Source organism: Micromonospora sp. NPDC049204, assembly GCF_040647935.1.
In the GTDB taxonomy this organism is placed as follows: domain Bacteria; phylum Actinomycetota; class Actinomycetes; order Mycobacteriales; family Micromonosporaceae; genus Micromonospora.
Window position 1 is genome coordinate 83,450 of record NZ_JBEZDC010000021.1, and the last position, 17,159, is coordinate 100,608.

General features: G+C 71.1%; 19 protein-coding genes. 8 read left to right on the forward strand and 11 right to left on the reverse strand.

Going from position 1 to position 17,159, the window contains the following annotated elements:
- The 3 genes from AB0A90_RS30745 to AB0A90_RS30755 all read right to left on the reverse strand — a co-directional run bounded on the left by AB0A90_RS30745 (position 1) and on the right by AB0A90_RS30755 (position 3,277).
- Positions 1-1,599 carry an alkaline phosphatase D family protein gene (locus tag AB0A90_RS30745; protein ID WP_357254671.1) on the reverse strand — a complete coding sequence of 533 codons (1,599 nt, stop codon included), beginning with the start codon at positions 1,597-1,599 and terminating at the stop codon, positions 1-3.
- Positions 1,600-1,877: 278 nt separating this feature from the next.
- Positions 1,878-2,201 (reverse strand): STAS domain-containing protein, encoded by a 324-nt coding sequence (locus AB0A90_RS30750; protein WP_357254673.1) that lies wholly within the window; start codon positions 2,199-2,201, stop codon positions 1,878-1,880.
- A gap of 317 nt (positions 2,202-2,518) precedes the next feature.
- Positions 2,519-3,277 carry a GAF and ANTAR domain-containing protein gene (locus AB0A90_RS30755; protein WP_357254675.1) on the reverse strand — a complete coding sequence of 253 codons (759 nt, stop codon included), beginning with the start codon at positions 3,275-3,277 and terminating at the stop codon, positions 2,519-2,521.
- Positions 3,278-3,707: 430 nt separating this feature from the next.
- Between AB0A90_RS30755 and AB0A90_RS30760 the strand changes: the two genes are divergently transcribed.
- A complete protein-coding gene (locus AB0A90_RS30760; RefSeq protein ID WP_357254677.1) occupies positions 3,708-4,031 on the forward strand; it encodes a plasmid stabilization protein in 324 nt (107 codons plus the stop codon).
- A gap of 66 nt (positions 4,032-4,097) precedes the next feature.
- Here AB0A90_RS30760 and AB0A90_RS30765 read toward each other — a convergent pair whose 3' ends face one another.
- Both AB0A90_RS30765 and AB0A90_RS30770 read right to left on the reverse strand, forming a co-directional pair.
- Positions 4,098-4,811 carry a GAF and ANTAR domain-containing protein gene (locus AB0A90_RS30765; RefSeq protein ID WP_357254679.1) on the reverse strand — a complete coding sequence of 238 codons (714 nt, stop codon included), beginning with the start codon at positions 4,809-4,811 and terminating at the stop codon, positions 4,098-4,100.
- Between the two features lie 236 nt (positions 4,812-5,047).
- A complete protein-coding gene (locus AB0A90_RS30770; protein WP_357254681.1) occupies positions 5,048-6,049 on the reverse strand; it encodes a hypothetical protein in 1,002 nt (333 codons plus the stop codon).
- Positions 6,050-6,148: 99 nt separating this feature from the next.
- Between AB0A90_RS30770 and AB0A90_RS30775 the strand changes: the two genes are divergently transcribed.
- The 6 genes from AB0A90_RS30775 to AB0A90_RS30800 all read left to right on the forward strand — a co-directional run bounded on the left by AB0A90_RS30775 (position 6,149) and on the right by AB0A90_RS30800 (position 11,083).
- Complete coding sequence (locus AB0A90_RS30775) at positions 6,149-6,637, forward strand: hypothetical protein (RefSeq protein WP_357254683.1); 489 nt, start codon at positions 6,149-6,151, stop codon at positions 6,635-6,637.
- Between the two features lie 78 nt (positions 6,638-6,715).
- Positions 6,716-7,111 carry a VOC family protein gene (locus AB0A90_RS30780; RefSeq protein WP_357254685.1) on the forward strand — a complete coding sequence of 132 codons (396 nt, stop codon included), beginning with the start codon at positions 6,716-6,718 and terminating at the stop codon, positions 7,109-7,111.
- Between the two features lie 117 nt (positions 7,112-7,228).
- Positions 7,229-8,404: an ATP-binding protein gene (locus AB0A90_RS30785; protein ID WP_357254687.1), complete on the forward strand. Its 1,176-nt coding sequence runs from the start codon at positions 7,229-7,231 to the stop codon at positions 8,402-8,404.
- 49 nt (positions 8,405-8,453) lie between these two features.
- Positions 8,454-9,602 carry a hypothetical protein gene (locus AB0A90_RS30790; RefSeq protein WP_357254786.1) on the forward strand — a complete coding sequence of 383 codons (1,149 nt, stop codon included), beginning with the start codon at positions 8,454-8,456 and terminating at the stop codon, positions 9,600-9,602.
- Positions 9,575-10,288, forward strand: a complete 714-nt coding sequence (locus tag AB0A90_RS30795) for a response regulator transcription factor (RefSeq protein ID WP_357254689.1) — start codon at positions 9,575-9,577, stop codon at positions 10,286-10,288. Before AB0A90_RS30790 ends, AB0A90_RS30795 begins: the two co-directional genes overlap by 28 nt.
- Positions 10,289-10,360: 72 nt before the next feature.
- A complete protein-coding gene (locus AB0A90_RS30800; RefSeq protein ID WP_357254691.1) occupies positions 10,361-11,083 on the forward strand; it encodes a hypothetical protein in 723 nt (240 codons plus the stop codon).
- A 100-nt stretch (positions 11,084-11,183) separates the two neighbouring features.
- Here AB0A90_RS30800 and AB0A90_RS30805 read toward each other — a convergent pair whose 3' ends face one another.
- From AB0A90_RS30805 to AB0A90_RS30825, 5 genes are all read right to left on the reverse strand, one after another.
- The gene (locus AB0A90_RS30805; protein ID WP_357254693.1) at positions 11,184-11,939 is read right to left on the reverse strand and encodes a lysophospholipid acyltransferase family protein; all 756 of its coding nucleotides are present in this window, start codon (positions 11,937-11,939) and stop codon (positions 11,184-11,186) included.
- 84 nt (positions 11,940-12,023) lie between these two features.
- Positions 12,024-14,084 (reverse strand): glycogen debranching N-terminal domain-containing protein, encoded by a 2,061-nt coding sequence (locus tag AB0A90_RS30810; protein ID WP_357254695.1) that lies wholly within the window; start codon positions 14,082-14,084, stop codon positions 12,024-12,026.
- On the reverse strand, positions 14,084-14,455 hold the full coding sequence (locus AB0A90_RS30815) for an SCP2 sterol-binding domain-containing protein (RefSeq protein WP_357254697.1): 372 nt from the start codon (positions 14,453-14,455) through the stop codon (positions 14,084-14,086). Before AB0A90_RS30815 ends, AB0A90_RS30810 begins: the two co-directional genes overlap by 1 nt.
- A 196-nt stretch (positions 14,456-14,651) precedes the next feature.
- Positions 14,652-15,068 carry a CBS domain-containing protein gene (locus tag AB0A90_RS30820; RefSeq protein ID WP_357254699.1) on the reverse strand — a complete coding sequence of 139 codons (417 nt, stop codon included), beginning with the start codon at positions 15,066-15,068 and terminating at the stop codon, positions 14,652-14,654.
- Positions 15,069-15,141: 73 nt separating this feature from the next.
- A complete protein-coding gene (locus AB0A90_RS30825; protein WP_357254701.1) occupies positions 15,142-15,855 on the reverse strand; it encodes a TMEM175 family protein in 714 nt (237 codons plus the stop codon).
- Between the two features lie 125 nt (positions 15,856-15,980).
- Here AB0A90_RS30825 and AB0A90_RS30830 point away from each other — a divergent pair, with 125 nt between their 5' ends.
- Positions 15,981-16,562: a nucleotidyltransferase family protein gene (locus tag AB0A90_RS30830; protein ID WP_357254703.1), complete on the forward strand. Its 582-nt coding sequence runs from the start codon at positions 15,981-15,983 to the stop codon at positions 16,560-16,562.
- A gap of 42 nt (positions 16,563-16,604) precedes the next feature.
- Here AB0A90_RS30830 and AB0A90_RS30835 read toward each other — a convergent pair whose 3' ends face one another.
- Positions 16,605-17,075, reverse strand: a complete 471-nt coding sequence (locus AB0A90_RS30835; RefSeq protein ID WP_357254705.1) for a PPOX class F420-dependent oxidoreductase — start codon at positions 17,073-17,075, stop codon at positions 16,605-16,607.
- Positions 17,076-17,159: the final 84 nt, after the last annotated feature.

The window sequence follows — 17,159 nt, forward strand, 5'->3', positions numbered from 1 at the left end:
TCATGCCGGGTGCAGGCCGGGGTTGCCGGCCTCGACGGCGAAGGAACTGATGGTCTCGACGGGCGCGTCGTTCCGGTCGACGTACGGCACCGCCCGGTAGTCGGCCCGCAGCTCCCGCTCGGTGAGCCGGACCCGGAGATAGCCACGCCGCTCGTTGACGAGCTTCAGGTGCGGGTTGCTGTCCAGGAACTTCTGCCCGGCGGCGGAGATCTCGCTGCCGTTGCCGCCGCTGCTGATCGACGTTCCCACCAGCTCCACCCCGTACGTCTGCGAGTCGGGGTTGGTGAAGTCACGCTTCATGTCGAACGCGTAGGCGGCGTGTACGTCGCCGGTGAGGACGACCGGGTTGCGTCCCCGCAGCATGGCGAGGCCGTCGAGGGTGAGCTTCTGCTCGGCGGCATAGCCGTCCCAGGCATCCATGTTGTACAGGTCGCCGGCCGTCGGGTCCTGGTCCATCCGGCTCATGATCACCTGGTTGGCGAGCAGGTTCCAGGTCGCGTGCGAGGTGCGCACACCGTCTAACAGCCAGCGCTGCTGCTGTGCGCCGGCCAGGGCGCGCGCCGGATCGCGGCGCTGCTCCGAGTCGACCTTCCAGCCGTCCCCCGATGCCTGGTCGGCGCGGTACTGGCGGGTGTCGAGCACGTTCAGCTCGGCCAGTCGCCCGAAGGTGAACCGGCGGTAGAGCATGTAGTTCGGTCCCTGCGGGGCCGGTGAGCGCAGCGGCATGTGCTCCCAGTACGCCCGGTAGGCGCTGGCCCGCCGGACCAGGAAGTCCTCGACCGGGGCGTTGGTCTTGGAGGTGAGGCCCGCGTAGTTGTCCTGCACCTCGTGGTCGTCCCAGGTGGGGATCCAGGGCGCGGCCTGGTGCGCGGCGCGCAGGTCGGGGTCGGATTTGTAGAGCGCGTACTGGAGGCGGTAGCGGTCGAGCGTGTCGGCCTCGGTGCGGAACTGGCTCGGCACCGGCTCGGCGAGGTTACGCAGTCCCCCGGAGGCGGAGACGCCGTACTCGTAGATGTAGTCGCCGAGGAACACCACGGCGTCGACGTCCTCGGCGGCGATGTGCCGGTGAGCCGTGTAGTAGCCGTCCGGGAAGGACTGACACGAGGCGACCGCGAAGGTGAGGTGGTCGACCCGCTGCCCGGGTGCCGGGGTGGTCCGGGTACGACCGACCGGGCTGAGGTGCCGGCCGACCTTGAAGCGGTACCAGTAGCGACGGCTCGGCTGTAGGCCGCGCACGTCCACATGCACGCTGTAGCTGTACTCGGGTCGCGCGGTCGCGCGTCCGGACCGGACGATTCGCCGGAACCGCTCGTCGGTCGCCACCTGCCACTCCACCTCGACCGCGTGGTACGGCATACCGCCCAGCGGCTCGTACGGTCGCGGTGCCAACCGGGTCCAGATCACCACCGCTTCGGGTAGCGGGTCACCGGAGGCGACGCCGAGGGTGAACGGGTCGTCGCCCAGGGTGCTGGTGGCGGCGGCACTCGACTGGCCCGGCAGGTTCGTCGCGAAGGCGAGCGCCGTCGCGGCGCCGGTGACGGTCAGGAACCGCCGGCGCGCCAGACGGGCGGCCGGTCTGGGGTCTTCCACTGGGATCACTCGCAGGACTCCTCTCGAAGGGGGCACGACTTGTCCCGCAGTCGTTGATCATTAAGTGGGAGCCAGTTGGCCGCCGGGTGGCGAACTGGTGATCATGGCGTGGACCGGGTCCGACATCCGCTCGTCAGGGACGAGGCGCTGGCAGGTCAGAACGCCGCCGGGTGATTGTGGTCGCCGCCGGACAGCGGCACGGCGCCGAGACCCGGGCGGTGACAACGAGAAGCCCCGGCCCTCTGCACAGGGTCCGGGGCTTTCCGAGAACTACCTACACCGCACCCTCATTCGGGGCCGAGGAGCAGGGGTGCCACCCCGGTGATCCGGAGCACCCGCAGAGTGACTCCGCTGGCATGTCGGATCGAGAAACGGGAACCGACCCGATCCGCCCGCTCATGCGCCAGCAGGAGTACGTGCACACCCGCGGCGCTGAAGAAACTGACGCCGGTCAGGTCGCAACAGACTTCCGGATGGCTGTCGACCGCGTTGAACAATGCCGTCGCCAGGCGCGGCGCGGTGTCCATGTCGACATACCCGACCGGGGCGACGACCATCCGGTCGGCGGAGATGGCCGCGGACAGGTCGAGGGGCTCGACGAAGCGGGTCACCTGGAACGACAGCTCACTGGAATCCGCTTCCGCGGAGCCAACTGCCGGACGGATGCCGAGTGTCGCTGGTGTGGCCTGCCCGGGGCTGATTGCCGCAGGGGGACGAGCGAAATGGGTCTGCAAAAGTGAGTGACGTTCAATCATAGGCTCGCGCCTCCTGTCATGATCCGTAACAGGACGGGCGCGTGGCTTGACCCGAACTCAACGGTAATCGGAAGGACCGCCGACCGCCAGTCGACTCGTACGCCGGTGCCAAACTCAGCCGGAGCGACGACTGCCGGGCCGCCACCGCCACCTCAAGCGACACCAGCAGCCGCTCACGGCAGGGAGCCCGCGTCACCGCGATCACGCTTGGGGCTCGCCGGTCGGGCGGCCCTCTCGACGAGCGCGGCGGCCACGTCGCGCAGTTTGCGGTTGGAGTCCTGGGACACCTTCGCGAGTACGGCGAACGCCTCGTCCGGGGTGCAGCGGCGTTCGCCCATGATGATGCCCTTCGCCTGCTCGATGACCGCGCGGCTCTGCATGGCCGACTGCATCTGCGCCGCCAGGGTGACGGTGGTGTCGTACAGGTGGGCGTTGGCGAGGGCGTTGGCGAGGGCGACGGCGGCGTACCCGGCGAACGTCTGCGCGAGGGTGACCGCGTCGTCGTCGAAGGCGCCCGGTGCGATGCCGTAGATGTTCAGCGCGCCGAGCACTGTCTCCTGGATGGGGAACCCGATCGACAGTGAGCTGAGCGCTCCGTCCTGCACGGCTCGGGCCGCCCACTCCGGCCAGCGAACCTCCTGGGCCATCTCCGGAACGGACACGACGGTGGCCTTTCGGGCCGCCTCCAGACACGGGCCATGGTCGAACTCGTACTGCAGCTCGTCGAGCCGGAGCGCCATCTCGCCGCTGAACGCGGCGGTGTGCGCCCCCTCCTGCTTCAACAACGTCACCGACACCTCCTCCGCGCCGGGGATCGTTCGCCGTGCGAGTTCGGAGACCTGGGTCAACACTCCGGACAGGTCGGTCTCGCCGAATTTGATCTGGCCGAGTTCGATGATCGCCGCATTGGGATCAATGCGCTGCTGTGCCATGACTTCAAAGTCCTCGTGCCCGGGGCGCGTACCGGTTGCAGGAAGGCGACGGCAGCGCGCGTGGTGATGGCGCACCGCGAGCACGGAGCGCCGCACGGGCTCGCCAACCGAGCCCGGCGCCCGCTGCTGGACGCTGGCTGGCCGACGCTGGAGCGTCGGCTGCGGCAACAACTATACGACGCCGACCGGAGCGGCTCCCAAGGTGCGGCCCGGTCGTGCCCAGCGCGGGTGCCGGGACGCCGAGTCGCGTGGACGGCGTGCGGCGTGCCGATCGGCCGACAGGCGAACGGCAGTCGTTTGACCTCTGTGGCGACTGGGCATGGTGGCACGAGAAGCGTGAGCGCGACGCCCCGGTCTGGGATGTCTCGATCGCACCAGGGCGTGCGAGCCGGGTCTCGTCCTCACCCGACAGCGGCTGCGGGAGGCACCGATGCCAGCAGGATCAAGCCCCAAGAGGGAGCGGCAGTACGAGCACATCAAGGACAGCGCGCAGGAGCGGGGCTCGTCGGCCGGTCGGGCCAAGGAGATCGCCGCCCGCACGGTGAACAAGGAACGGGCCCGCTCCGGTGAGGCGCGTACGTCGAGCCGGTCGTCCCGCAACGACGTGTCGTCCGGGCATCGTGGCGGTAAGCGCTCCCACAGCGGCGCGCAGGGTCGCACCAAGGAGCAGCTGTACAACGAGGCGAAGCAGCGTGGCGTCAAGGGGCGCTCCTCGATGTCGAAGGCGGAGCTGGAGCGCGCCCTGTCGAAGTAGTGAACCTTCCGGGTGGGCGCTGCCGGCGTACCTCGGGTGCCGGCACCCCACCGCGGTCGAGGTACGTCAGACCCCGGACGTGCCGGCCGCCCGGTCGACCAGGGCCTGGGCGACGTCGCGGACCTTGCGGTTGGAGTCCTGGGAGACCTTCGACAGGATCGCGAACGCCTCGGCCGGGCCACAGCGCCGCTCGCCCATGATGATGCCCTTGGCCTGCTCGATGACCGCCCGGTTGGCCATCGCCTCGCGCATCTGGCGGGCGAGGTTCGCGGTGCTGTCGTAGAGCTGGGCGTTGGACAGGGCAACCGCGGCGTACGCGGCGAACGTCTCCAGCACCTCCACGGTCTCCTCGTCGAAGGCCTCGGGTGTGTGCGCGTAGACGTTGAGCGCTCCGACGACAGCTTCCTGGATCGGCAGGCCGATCGACAGGGAGCTGCCCAGGCCCCGCTGTCGCGCACGGTCGGCCCACTCGGGCCACCGCTCCTCGTGGGCGAGATCGGGGACGGACAGGACGTCGCCGCTGGCCGCCGCGTCCAGGCAGGGACCCCGCCCTTGGGCGTACTGCCGCTCGTCCATCTCGCGGGCCACCTCGTTGGTGAACGCCGCCGTGTGACCGACCCCGCCGCGGATCAGGGTGACCGACGCCTCCACCGGCATGGGCAGGACGCGTTTCGCGAGCTCGGCGACCCGCTGGAGGACCTCGTCGAGATCCACCTCGGCGAGCTTGATGCTCCCGAGTTCGGCGAACGCGCTGGCAGGGTCGGACGGCAGGCGGGGCATGTGCACCAGATCCTCGGGGCCGGCGCGCCTCTGGGCAGCGGAGCCGAGGGGCGTGCGGATGGCAGCACGTCGAGCGGGCTGCTGCACAGATCCTCGGACAGACCTGGGACCAACGCCAATTTCTTGACGCCGGCTCGCCTCGCCCCATCCGGGAGCAAGGGCTACAGAATTTTCACCCTACTCCCCCGGCCGCGAGGTGGCCCGCGACAACGACCGAGGGCGGCCGGCGGGCCTACTCAGACGGGCCGCAGCAGGGCGGCCAGCGCCTCGTCGCCCTGGCCGAGCTGCCCGCCACCGGTCGACCCCACGACCAGGAAACGCCGACAGCCGTCGAGTTCCACGTACCGGTCGGGGCCGGCGGTGCCGTTCAGTGGACGCAGCACCGCGAAGCGGGACGCCGGGGTGGCGCAGTCGGCCACCGCCCGGCGGTTGGCCAGCGCCCGCAGCACAGCCGCCTGGCGCTCGGCCGGCAGCGGTCCGCCGTACACGAAATCGCCTGCCGGTTTGCCGCTGCCCCGCTCTGCCGGGGGGACCTGGTAGACGCAGAGGCGCAGCGGCCCGGCGGCCGGCGAGGTGGCCACCGCGGGTGGCCCGGGCCGACCGTTGCTGGTCTCCACCCACACCAGGTCCGTCCACCGCTGCTCGCATCCGGCGGCCTCGGCCGCCCGGCCTTCGACCTGCTGGACGACACGGCTGTCCACGGTGGTCGTCGACAGTTCGGCGAGTGCCGTCCGCACCTCCGCGCGTGGCTTGCCACAGGTGTCCGTCGGTAGGTGCGGCCGCAGCCAGCGGCCCCGGTCGTCGAGCAGGGCCAACCACGGTGGGACGATCATTTCCAGGGTGCAGTTGGTGTCCCGGTCGGATTCCTGGTCGGGCAGACGCAGTGCGGTGAGCAGCGGCGTGATCTGCGTGGCGCGCCGCTCGGTGGCGACCTGGTCCCGCCCCCCGTCCCGTCCCGGACGCAACTCCCGGCCGCAGAGCACGGCCGCGACCGGGGTGAACGCGGGGTCGATCCGCCCGATCCTCGGTTCGACCCCGGCCGGTGTGGGCGCCCCCGTGTCCGGCACGCCCATGATCGCGCCAGCCTGTGGTGCCGTTTCGGCGCAGGAGGTCCACGCTTCGAGGATCTGCGCCGGGCCGGGCTCGTCGGCCCCGCCCGGACCGATGGTCGTGCCACCGCAGCCACCCAGGGCCACGCCGAGCAGTGCCACCGCCAGTGCCGTTCGACCAGAGCGCATCCGGCTCACCACCTCTCCACCCGAGGATGGGACGGACGACGACCACACTCGGTTCCGGCAGGACTGGAACCGGCATCATCCGTCGGGCGTCACAGTGGGATGGACAGACTGCGTGCCGCGATCCTCAGCACGACCACGTTGCTCGCCCTGGTGGGGTGCTCCGGCCCGGCGCCGAGCTCCCCGATCGCAAGCCGGACCGCGCCACCGAGCCGGACCGCGCCGCTGAGTCCAGCGGCGCCCACCGTGCGTGTCGTCGAGGAGGACCGTGCCGACCTGCACCTCTGGGTGACCAACCAGTCGTTCCGGGACGACCCGGTCGCTCTCACGGTCAGCATCGACGGCATCGAGATCGTCGATCGGCACTTCGCCGTCGAGAATCAACACAACTTTGTCCTGTTTCCGGTGCAGGTCCCACCGGGCCGCCATGTGCTGCGCGTCGTCTCGGGCACGGGGGTCGAGATCCAGGAGACCTTCACGATGCCCGAGGCCGGACGCCAGTACGCGGCCATCGACTACGAGAACGCCGTGGACGATGCTGGTCGGCGGGTCAACTGGTTCATCCGGTCCACCCCGATCGCGTTCGCCTGATCGAGCGACGGCGTGACGCGGGTGACCGGCGGGGACGCCGCCGGCTGACCCCGGTGCGCCCGCCGGCATGATGACCGAATGGCACATCTGGGACTTGTCGCGCTGCTGGTCAGGGACTACGACGAGGCGATCGACTTCTACGTCGGCGACCTCGGTTTCGAGCTGGTGGAGGACACCGCCCGACCGGACGGTTCCCGCTGGGTGGTGGTCCGCCCGGCGGGCGCCCGCGAGACGGCGTTGCTGCTGGCCCGGCCGAGCACCGCCGAGCAGCGGGCGCGGGTCGGTGACCAGACCGGCGGCCGGGTCGGGCTGTTTCTCTACACCGAGGACTTCGCGCGTGACCACGCCCGGATGGTGGCAGCCGGGGTGCGTTTCCTGGAGGAGCCACGGCACGAGGCGTACGGTTCGGTGGCGGTCTTCGTCGATCTCTACGGCAATCGGTGGGACCTGCTGCAGCCGCGCAGCACGCCGTGACACATTAGCGACACCGCGCGCACATTAGGTTACGCTCGGCACCGCCCATGCTATTCTCCGATGTCGATCTCTGCCGCGCGGACCCCTACCGGGTCGTTGTCGGAAGGACACCTCCCGATGCCGGCCGTTGCCGCTCCCACCGTGCCCCCCACGCTGGACAATCCCGCCGGTGGTGCGCTCGTCCTCATCTTCACCACGATCCCGGCGATACTGCGTCTGACCTGCGGTGTGATCGGTGGGGCGGTGGCCCTGTCGGTGCCGGCCCCGTCGGTTGAGCCCGCCGTGCTGCTGCCCGGCGTGGCAGCGTTCACCGGCTGGTCGATCTGGTACGCGTACCGCGCGATGCGCCAGGGAATCACCCCGAGCCTGGTCGCCGCTGACGTCACGATCACCGCGTTGGTCTGTCTCCTCATCCCCGTGCTGGTCGCACCCGGGGTGTTGCCCGGCGAGGGCAGTTGGATCGCCGTGCTGGCCAGCACCACGGTGATCAACGCACAGGCCACCGCCCCGGCGCGCTGGTCGATTCCGGCCGGGCTGCTCGTCACCGTCACCTACGCGACGGGCGCGCAGGCCGCCGGCAATGCCACCGAGGCACGGGCACACGCGACCACCCTGCTGGTGCAGACCGCCTGCACGGCGATGATGGCGGCGGTGATGCGCCGACGCATCGGTCGCGCCGACCGCGCGTTCGTCGAGCATCAACGGCTGACCCGGCAGGCACTTGTCGCGCGGGCCGCCCGCGACGCCGAACGCCAGCAGAACCGCGACCTGCACGACACGGTGCTCGGCACCCTCACCATGGTGGGACTCGGTGCGGTGACCGGGTCCTCGGCCACGTTCCGCGACCGGTGCGACGCCGACCTGCGTACCCTCGTCGCGCTCACCGACGTCGGCCCGGTGGCCGGCGACGGCCCGGTGCCGCTCGACGGTCGGATGCGGGCGGTGGCGGGCCGACTGCCCGAGCTGTCGACGCAGCTGGACCTGACGCCGTGCGCGGTGCCCGCCGGGGTGGCCGACGCGATCGGCGAGAGCGCCTACGCGGCGCTGTCCAACGTGGTCCGTCACGCGCCGGGCGCGCGGGTCACGCTGCGGCTGAGCCGGCACGCGGTCGGCGTCGTGGTCGAGGTCGCCGACGACGGCCCCGGCTTCGACCCGGCCACCGTCCCACCCCACCGGTACGGGCTGCGCGAGTCGATCCACGGTCGGATGGCAACGGTCGGAGGGCGGGCCGACGTGCGATCGGCACCCGGGGCCGGCACCCGAATCCGACTGGAGTGGCCCGGTGTCGGCTGATCTCGGCGCCGCGGCGCCCCACACCGCCGCGACGGAGACACCGGATCGGATCGGCGTGCCCGTCCCCCCGGAGCCGGCGACCACGGCGGGGCTCGCCGCGCCGGCCGCGGTGGCGCACGCGTCCGACCGGGGCGCCCGGATCGTCGCCGTGGCCATCGCACTGGCCTGGCACGTCGCGATCGGGCTGCCGGCGGTGTTGGCCGCCCGCACGGAGTTCACCGCGCCGACGGTGGTGCTCGGCGGCTGGGCGCTGGTCGCGGTGGCCGGCGCGGTGGCCGGGGTCCAACTGCTGCGCGGCTCGCCGCTGCCGCCGGGGCTGCTGGCCGGACTGCTGCTGGCCGTCGACGTGGCCGTCTTCGCCGCGGTCGGCGAGGAGCAGTTGTTCACCGCCGCCAACTGGGTGTGGGGCACCCTCGGCTGGTTCTTCGTGCTGGCGGTGTGGGGTCGGCGGGTGGTGGGGCTGGTCGCGCTGCTGAGCACACACGCGATCATCGCGCTGCTCGCGGTGCTCGGGCACGGCCCCGACCCGACCGACGTGGCCCGCTACGTGATGTACGTCTACGGCACGTTCTCCCTCCCGGTGGCGGTGTTCGTGGGCAGCGCGACAATCGTGAGCCTGGCTCGCGAGCGGGCGGCCGTCTCCGCTGCCGCCCACGCGATGGCGGCGGAACGCGATGCCGCCGAGCGGGGCCTTCGGGAACGCCGGGACCGGCTCGCCCTGGTCAGCTCGGCAGCCGGGCGCGTGCTCGGGGAGTTGGCCGCCGGCCAGGCCGACCCGGACGACCCGGAGGTGCAGCGGCGCTGCGTACTGGCCGCCGCCCGGCTGCGCCGACTGATCGCCGAGTCCGACGACGTGCCCGACCCGCTGCTGCACGAGTTGCGAGCGGCCGCCGACCTCGCCGAACGCAACGGCCTGCCGATCGACCTGGTCACCATCGGCACCCCACCGCCGCTGCCGGTGGAGATCCGCCGTCGGCTGGCGGACCCGCTCACCGGCGTCCTCGCCGACGCCCGGGGCTGGGCCCGGCTGACAGTGGTCTCCGGCCCGGACGAGGTGGTGGTCAGCCTGGTCACACCGGACCGGGAGGGTCCCGACGCCACCGGCCCACCCCCGGGGGAGCACGACGATGGGCAGGTGGAGCACCTCTACGAACGGGACGGAAGCATCAGATGGGCGCAGACCCAGTGGCGACGGTGACCGGTGACCGGCCGATCGGGGTGGCGATCGTCGACGACCACCCGGTCGTGGTCGAGGGGGTCCGTGCCTGGCTCGCCACCGAGCCGCGGCTGACCGTACTGGCCACCGGGGACGACCCGGACGAGGTGCTGCGGACGGCACCGGACGCCGACGTCGTCCTGCTCGACCTGCGGCTGCACGGGCGGATGGCGCTGGACAAGCTGGCCGAGCTGAGCGCCGCCGGGAGGCGGGTGGTGGTCTACTCGGAGCACACCGACCCGTCGACCATGCTCGCCGCGCTGGACGCCGGGGCGGTGGCGTTCCTGGCCAAGCACGAGGGCCGGGAACACTGTGTGGCGACCGTGCTGGCCGCCGCGAGTGACCGCCCGTACGTGCCGCCCGCGCTGGCCGGGGCGATGGTCGGCGACCCACGACCGGACCGGCCGATGCTGTCCGACAAGGAGCGTGAGGCGCTGCTGCTCTGGTTCCAGTCGATGTCGAAGGCGTCGGTGGCCCGCCGGATGCAGATCAGCGAGCACACCGTGAAGCAGTACGTCGACCGAGCGCGCATCAAGTACACCCGGGCGGGGCGGCCAGCCGCCACAAAGGCGGCATTACTCGCCCGCGCGATCGAGGACGGCCTCGTTCGCCCGGAGGAGATCGGCATCTACCGGTCACACGCGACGCACGACCGGACGACCCCCTAACAGGCGTCATGACAGCGGCCCTCCGATCCGACAGGCTTCATTCACAAGCCAGCTGACCGGAAGGTCGTGACGATGCACGCCGACACGTCCCCCTTCTTCATCGGTCCCCACCGGTTCGACGCTCTGGACGACGACGTGGGGCCGGCCCTGGATCGCCGCTACAACCTGCGTCCCGCGCCCGGTGAACGGGTGCTCGGGCGGCACCAACTGCTGGTTGCGGGCTACCTGCTCGGGCCGAGCGAGGCACGGCGTCGCTGGCAACTACCCGCGCCGGTCTCGGTGACCGTCACCGACCAGCGGATCTGCTGGGTGGGCAGCGGCGCGCAGCTGGCGCTTGTCGTCGACGACACGCCCCGGGCACGGCCACCCGCCCGGCTCAACGGCCTGATGAGCGGGCAGATCCGCTGGCAGTGGCCGTCCCGGTTGGAGGTGCTGGCCGCCGATCGGGACGCGCCGACGCAGTTGCTGGTCGTCTGCGACGCGCTGCGCACCATTCAGCAACCGGCCCTGGCCCTGGGCGGGCCGTCCGCCGCGGTGGCGGCGCTGGCCCAGCAGGTCCGCCGGGCGGTGGCCGAGTTCCGGCTCACCCGCCCCCAACTGGTCGACCTCTCGGCCCAGGAACGCGACGTTCTGCTGCTGCGCGCCGGCCCCAGCCTGCTCGCCGGGGACACCCGGATCACGCTTCCCGGTTCGCTGCCGGTGGAGTTCCACTCCCGAGACGACTACTACCGCTCGGGGCCGGAGCCGGCGCCGTGGGGCGGGCTCGCGGGCGGGGCGGCATCCGGGCATCGGTGACGCCGACGGCCCACGCGGCGGCTGCCCACGATGACCGGACGGCGTCCGCACCGGCAGACCTCGGCACGCCCGGGTGCGGAACGCCCCGGCCACCGTGACGTCAGACGCTCGACGCCCGTTGCTGCTCCTCGGCCGCGTCCAGGGCGGCGGCCTCCTCCGGCGTGGGGGCGCTGCCGCCCAGGTGCGCGGGCAGCCACCAGGTGTCGTCCGGGCCGGCCGGCGCGTCCGGGTATTCGCGCTGGGCCCGCTCGACGAGCGCGCTGAGCCTGGTGTTCAGCTCGGTGGCCAGCAGGTTCGGGTCCGGGAAGTCCGCCGGGTTGATCGGCTCGCCGATCAGGATGGTGATCGGCGTGTGCCGACGGGTGAGGGTGCGCGGGCGGCCCTTGGTCCAGAGCCGCTGGGTCCCCCACAGGGCGACCGGTAACACCGGGACCTTCGCCGAGCGGGCCATCCGGACCGTGCCGCTCTTCAACTCCTTGACGGTGAACGACTGGCTGATCGTCGCCTCCGGGAAGACGCCGACGATCTCGCCGCGCTTGAGGGCGGCGACGGCGGTGCGGAACGAGGCCGCGCCGGCCTCCCGGTCCACCGAGATGTGCCGCATCCCGCGCATCAACGGGCCGGAGATCCGGTGCGAGAAGACCGACTTCTTGGCCATGAACCGCACCAGACGGCCCGACGCGTTCGCGCCCAGACCGGCGAAGATGAAGTCGAGGTAGCTGATGTGGTTGCCGGCCAGCACCGCCCCGCCGGTACGGGGCACGTGGTGGGCGCCCTCGATGGTGATCTTCAGATCGAGAAGACGGAACATCGTCTTGGCAGCGGCGATAACGGGCGGGTACACGAGCTCCGGCATCCGCAGAATCTACCCTGCCAGCCTGCGTGACGGACCGGCGGCGGCGCGGGTCGCGCGCCGCCGCCGGCTCGACGGGTTGGTCGATCAGTCGGCGAGCTTGTCCAGGTCCAGTCGGCCCCGGGCGAACGCGTCCACCCGACCCCAGCGACCCGGGATGTCCAGCACCTCGATCCGGCCCATGCCCACGGGCAGTCGTGGCTCGACGGACAGGTGACCGTCGTGCGGCTCCAGGCCGAGCATGGTCCGCAGCAGCAGCAACGGGGTGCCGGTCGACCAGGCCTGCGGGCTGCACGCTGTCGGGTACTCCACCGGGAACTTGGTGAGGTCCCGGGGGTAGCCGCCGAACGCCTCCGGCAACCGGCCGTCGAAGTACGTGGCCGCGTCCAGGATCCCGTTGGCGATGGTGGCGGCCTCCTCGGCGAAGCCGTACCGGCGCAGGCCCCAGGCGATGAACGAGTTGTCGAACGGCCAGATCGTGCCGTTGTGGTAGCCGATGGGGTTGTACCGGGCCTCCCCCTCGGCGAGCGTCCGGACACCCCAACCGGAGAAGAGCCGCGGCCCCACCAAATGGTGGGCGATCTTCTCCGCCCGCTCGGGTTCGACGATCCCGCTCCACAGCAGGTGGCCGATGTTGGAGCTGAGGACGTCGCACTGGCGGCCGTCCGGGTCCAGGGCCAGGGCGTAGAACTCGCCGTCGGCCACCCACCAGTCCCGGTTGAACCGCTCCTTCAGCGCTGCCGCCTCCCGCTCCAACTGGTCGGCGAACTCCGGGTCATCCCAGAACTGGCGAGCCATCCGGGCCGCGCGGATCTTCGCGTCGTACGCGTACCCCTGCACCTCGCAGGTGGCCCGCGGGAACGGCGGCAGCGTGCCGTCGGAGTAGGAGATGGAGTCCCAGGAGTCCTTCCAGCACTGGTTCTCCAGGCCGGTGTCGGTGTTGCGCCGTTCGTACCAGATGTAACCGTTGCCGACCAGGTCGGCGTAGTTGTCGATCCACCGCAGCGCCGCCCGGGCCTCCTGCTCCAACTCCTTGACCAGCGCGACGTCCCCGGTCCACCGCTCGTACTCGTCGAGCAGCACGACGAACAGCGGCGTCGCGTCCACCGAGCCGTAGTACGGCGAGTGCGGCTGCTCCTCGAAGGCCGCTGTCTCGCCGTACCGCATCTCGTGCAGGATGCGCCCCGGGTCCTCGTCGCGGAAGTCGTCGAACCGGCTGCCCTGCAACGAGGCGAGGATGCGCAGCGTCGTCTTCGACAACTGCGGGGTGAACGGCAGCGTCTGCAGGCAGGTGAAGATGCTGTCCCGACCGAACATGGTCATGAACCAGGGCAGGCCGGCGGCCGGCAGGGTGGCACCGCCCAACGACAGGGGCGAGAAGCGCAGCGCGGCCAGGTCGATCAGACTGCGCCGGTAGGTGCTGGCCACCCGACCGTGCTGACTGTTGACCTTCGGAGCGTCGGCGATCCACTGCTCCAGGTCGTGCTGGAGGGCGAGCCGCTCGTTGCCGTGCACGCGCAGCCCGAACCGCAGGTCTCGACCACCAGGACCGACCGCGTGCGTCTGGACGTCGATCGAGGTTTCCCACTGCTCGTTGGGTTCCAGGTGAACCGTGTACACGAAACCCTCGCTGTCGTACCGGGCCGACATGGACGAGGAGACCACCGTCTCCCGCCGGAAGTTGCCCCGGCGATAGCCCAGCCGGAGCCGGTCGGACTCGACCTCGGTGTAGATCTCGCCCTTCTTGTTGAGGATCTCGTCCTTGACCTGGAACAGGTCGGCGAAGTCCGACGCCGCGTCCATCCGGACTTCGAGATCGACAGGCTTCTCGTCGTGGTTGAGGATGGTGAGTTGCTCGCAGAAACTGCCGCCCACCGTGCGCTCACGGATGATCGACAGCTTCGCGTCGATGTAGTGCGTGGCCATCCCCGGGACGAGAAAGAACCGGGACTCGAAGTACTGGAGATCGTCGTAGGAGAGCGAGTTGAGCCGCTCACCGTTGACGGTCAGCACCCAGGTGGACAGAAACCGGGTGTCGATGGAGAAGAGCCCGGTCGGCTCGCTCGGAGTCGCCTCGATGTCGCCGGTGTCCTGGCAGACGACGAACGTGTTGCCGTCCAGGATCCGGACCGTGTTGGACTGCCCCATCAGTACCCCTCCCCCGCGAAGCGTCGACGGGGTCCCCGGGCGTCCGGCGAACTCGGGAAGATCCGCTCCACCTGCACCACCAGCCGGGCGTCACCGGTCACCGTCATGTCCCCGCGCAACAGCGCGGCGAGGCCGTGCTCGCGGCCCGCGGCGATGTCGTCGAAGAGGATGGGGCTCGCACCGATGACGGTGTCAGCTTCCCGGTCCTCCTGGCTCACGTTGACCCGGCCGTGGTCGATTCTCAGCAGCCAGTGCCGGGTCTGCGCCCCCTCGTGCAGGTCGATACGCAGTGTCCCGGAGGTCTTCGCCAGCAGGGGTTCGTACCCCCGCCGGTCCAGGTCCTCGAAGAACCTCGTGGTCGCGTCCACCATCGAGTCCACTCCTCCCAGTTGCCCGGGCTCCCGCGCCGCGCTCGCGTCGCGCGGGCCGGCCGGCGTCGCACGTCCCGGCACGGGTCCCCGAAGACCCTCCGGTCAATCTCGCCCGAATCGGGTGAGCGGCGGCGTCCCGACAGCGCAGCGCCGGCCCTCCCACGGGGGAGAGCCGGCGCACGTCCGCGGCGGACGGTCAGTTGTTCGGGTCGTCGGCGCTGATGTCCGCGAGCACCGACTGCGGTTCGCGCTCCACCGCGAGGTCACCCATCGAGATCAGGCCGACCAGGCGCCCGTCCTCGATCACCGGAAGCCGGCGTACGGCGTACGTGCGCATCAGGTCCGCGGCGGCCACCACGTCGTCGTACTGACTCACGGTGATCACATCGCGGGTGGTGATCTGGCTCAGTTGGGTCGAGCCCGGATCCATGTTCTCCGCGACACCACGTACCGTGATGTCCCGGTCCGTGACGATGCCGACCACGTTGCCGCCGTCGGTCACCACCACGTCACCAATCGCACTGTCACGCATCTCCTGCGCGGCAGCGATGAGCGTCTCGTTGCCGTCCATCGTCACCAACCGGGTCGTCATGAACTCTCCGACCGTTGTCATGGTGCTCCCCTCTCGGTGTCGGCACGGCCCGTCTACCCGCCGCCCGGCAGGGGGTAACGCCCACCGCCGGTGGCTATCTGCGCGAGTGCGGGTGCCGCGGGTGCGAGTGCCGCAGTCGCCGGAGGCGCCGCAACTCGTACAGGCCGCTGCTGGTCAGCGAGAAGAAGATCGGTAGCAGCAGGAAGATCCCCAGTGCGAACAGCGGGTTGACCAGGTATCCGACGAGAATCGCCAGCGAGTACCCCAGCACGCCGGCCGCGGCCCGCGCCCGTTCGCTCGGGAAGAAGAAATCCGCCACGGCCTCGTCCAACAGATCACGATGTCGGGCCAGGTAGTGGTACAGCCCCAGCCAGGTCAGCGAGAGAAACGCGCCGGCCAGGCCGTAGAGGACCACGGCGGCCCGCTGGTCCGCCCGGTCCCCCTCCCGCAGGGCCTGCGAGAGCACCGAGGTGGCGAACGGCAGCAGCGCGGTGCTGAACAGCACCCCGAGGTTGTACCACTGGAGGCCCTTGCCGCTGCTGGTCACCCGGTTGAAGGTGGCCCGGTGGTTTATCCAACTGACCGCGACGATCACGTACGACGTGACGTACGCGAGGTACGCCGGCCACTGCTCGAAGAGCGCGTCCAGCAGCTGACCGCGTCCGACCCGGGGTGGCTGGAGGTCGAGCACCAGCAGCGTGATGATGATGGCGAAGACACCGTCGCTGAACGACAGCAGACGGGAGGTTTCCCGGCGCAGGGACGGGCCGCCGGGGCGAGCCTCGTCGCCTGTCGTGTCGGCGCCCATCCCACTCCCCCCGCGTTGCCTGCCGTTCCGCGTTGTCGGCACGGCAGCGCGTTATACCCGCCGGCGGGCGGCACACCCACCCGTGGGCGACAGCAGTCCTCGGGTCCGCTGCCTATCGTGGGCAGATGATGCCGGGCGAGGGGGAGCTGCGGGACCTGGTCGTCGGCAGCCGTTGGCTGACCCGGGCGCTGTGCGTGGTGCGTGACTCCGGGCTGCCAAACGCCTGGATCGGGGCGGGCGCTCTGCGCGACCTGGTCTGGGGCGACCGCTACGGCGACGGGTTCGACCCGACGACGGTCCGGGACGTGGACGTGGTCTTCTTCGACCCGACGAGGCTGACCCGCGACGACGACCACGGGGCCACCGCCCTTCTCACGCGGGCGTGGCCGCAGCCGCCATGGGAGGCACGGAACCAGGCGGCGGTGCACACCTGGTACGCGGCGAAGTTCGGCGGTGACCCGATCACCCCGTACGGCAGCGTGGCCGAGGCGATCGCCACCTGGCCGGAGTACGCGACCGCGGTGGCCGTCCGCCTGGACTCGACCGATCGGCTGGAGGTCTGCGCTCCGTACGGTCTGGCGGATCTGCTGGGCGGGATCTGGCGGCACAACCCGGCGCGGGTGGACGTGGCCGCGTCTCGGCAGCGGTTGGCCCGGCACCGCCCGGCGCAGCGCTGGCCCGGGGTGACCGTGATCGAACCAGGCTGACCAGCAGCTACGGGCGCAACAGCCCAGAACGACGGGCGTGCGTCAGCCCCGGGGCGGCATCCCGTAGACGCGCTCCACGTGCAGCCGCAACACCAGCCGCCCGTCGTCGACCATGGCCTGGCGGTACTCGTCCCAGTCCGGGTGTTCGCCGCTCAGCGCCCGGTAGAGCGCCACCAACTCCTCGACCGTCTCGTCTCCGGGCGCCGCGGCCGGCGCGGTCAGCTCGGCGCGACCCTCGACCACCGCGTACGCCCAGCCGTCCTCGCTGCCGACGTGGAAGCTGGCGCGCGGATCCCGACGCAGGTTCGCGGTCTTGGCCCGGCCGTCGGTGACCGAGACCCGGATCAGGCCGGCGTCCCGGTCGAAGGAGTAGACCACTGTGGACATCTGCGGCCGCCCGTCCCGCTTGATGGTCGCCAGCACGCCCATCGAACGGCTGGAGATCAGGTCGGTCAGGGCCTGCTGGCTGCGGTCATCCGGCACGGTTTCCTCCAGGGATCGGCTTCGTCCCATCCAAGCACGCCTGACCCGGTGCCGCGTCGCCCGGACGCGACCGAGCCCCCGCCGGTCGTCGGCGAGGGCTCGGGGTGAGCGCGG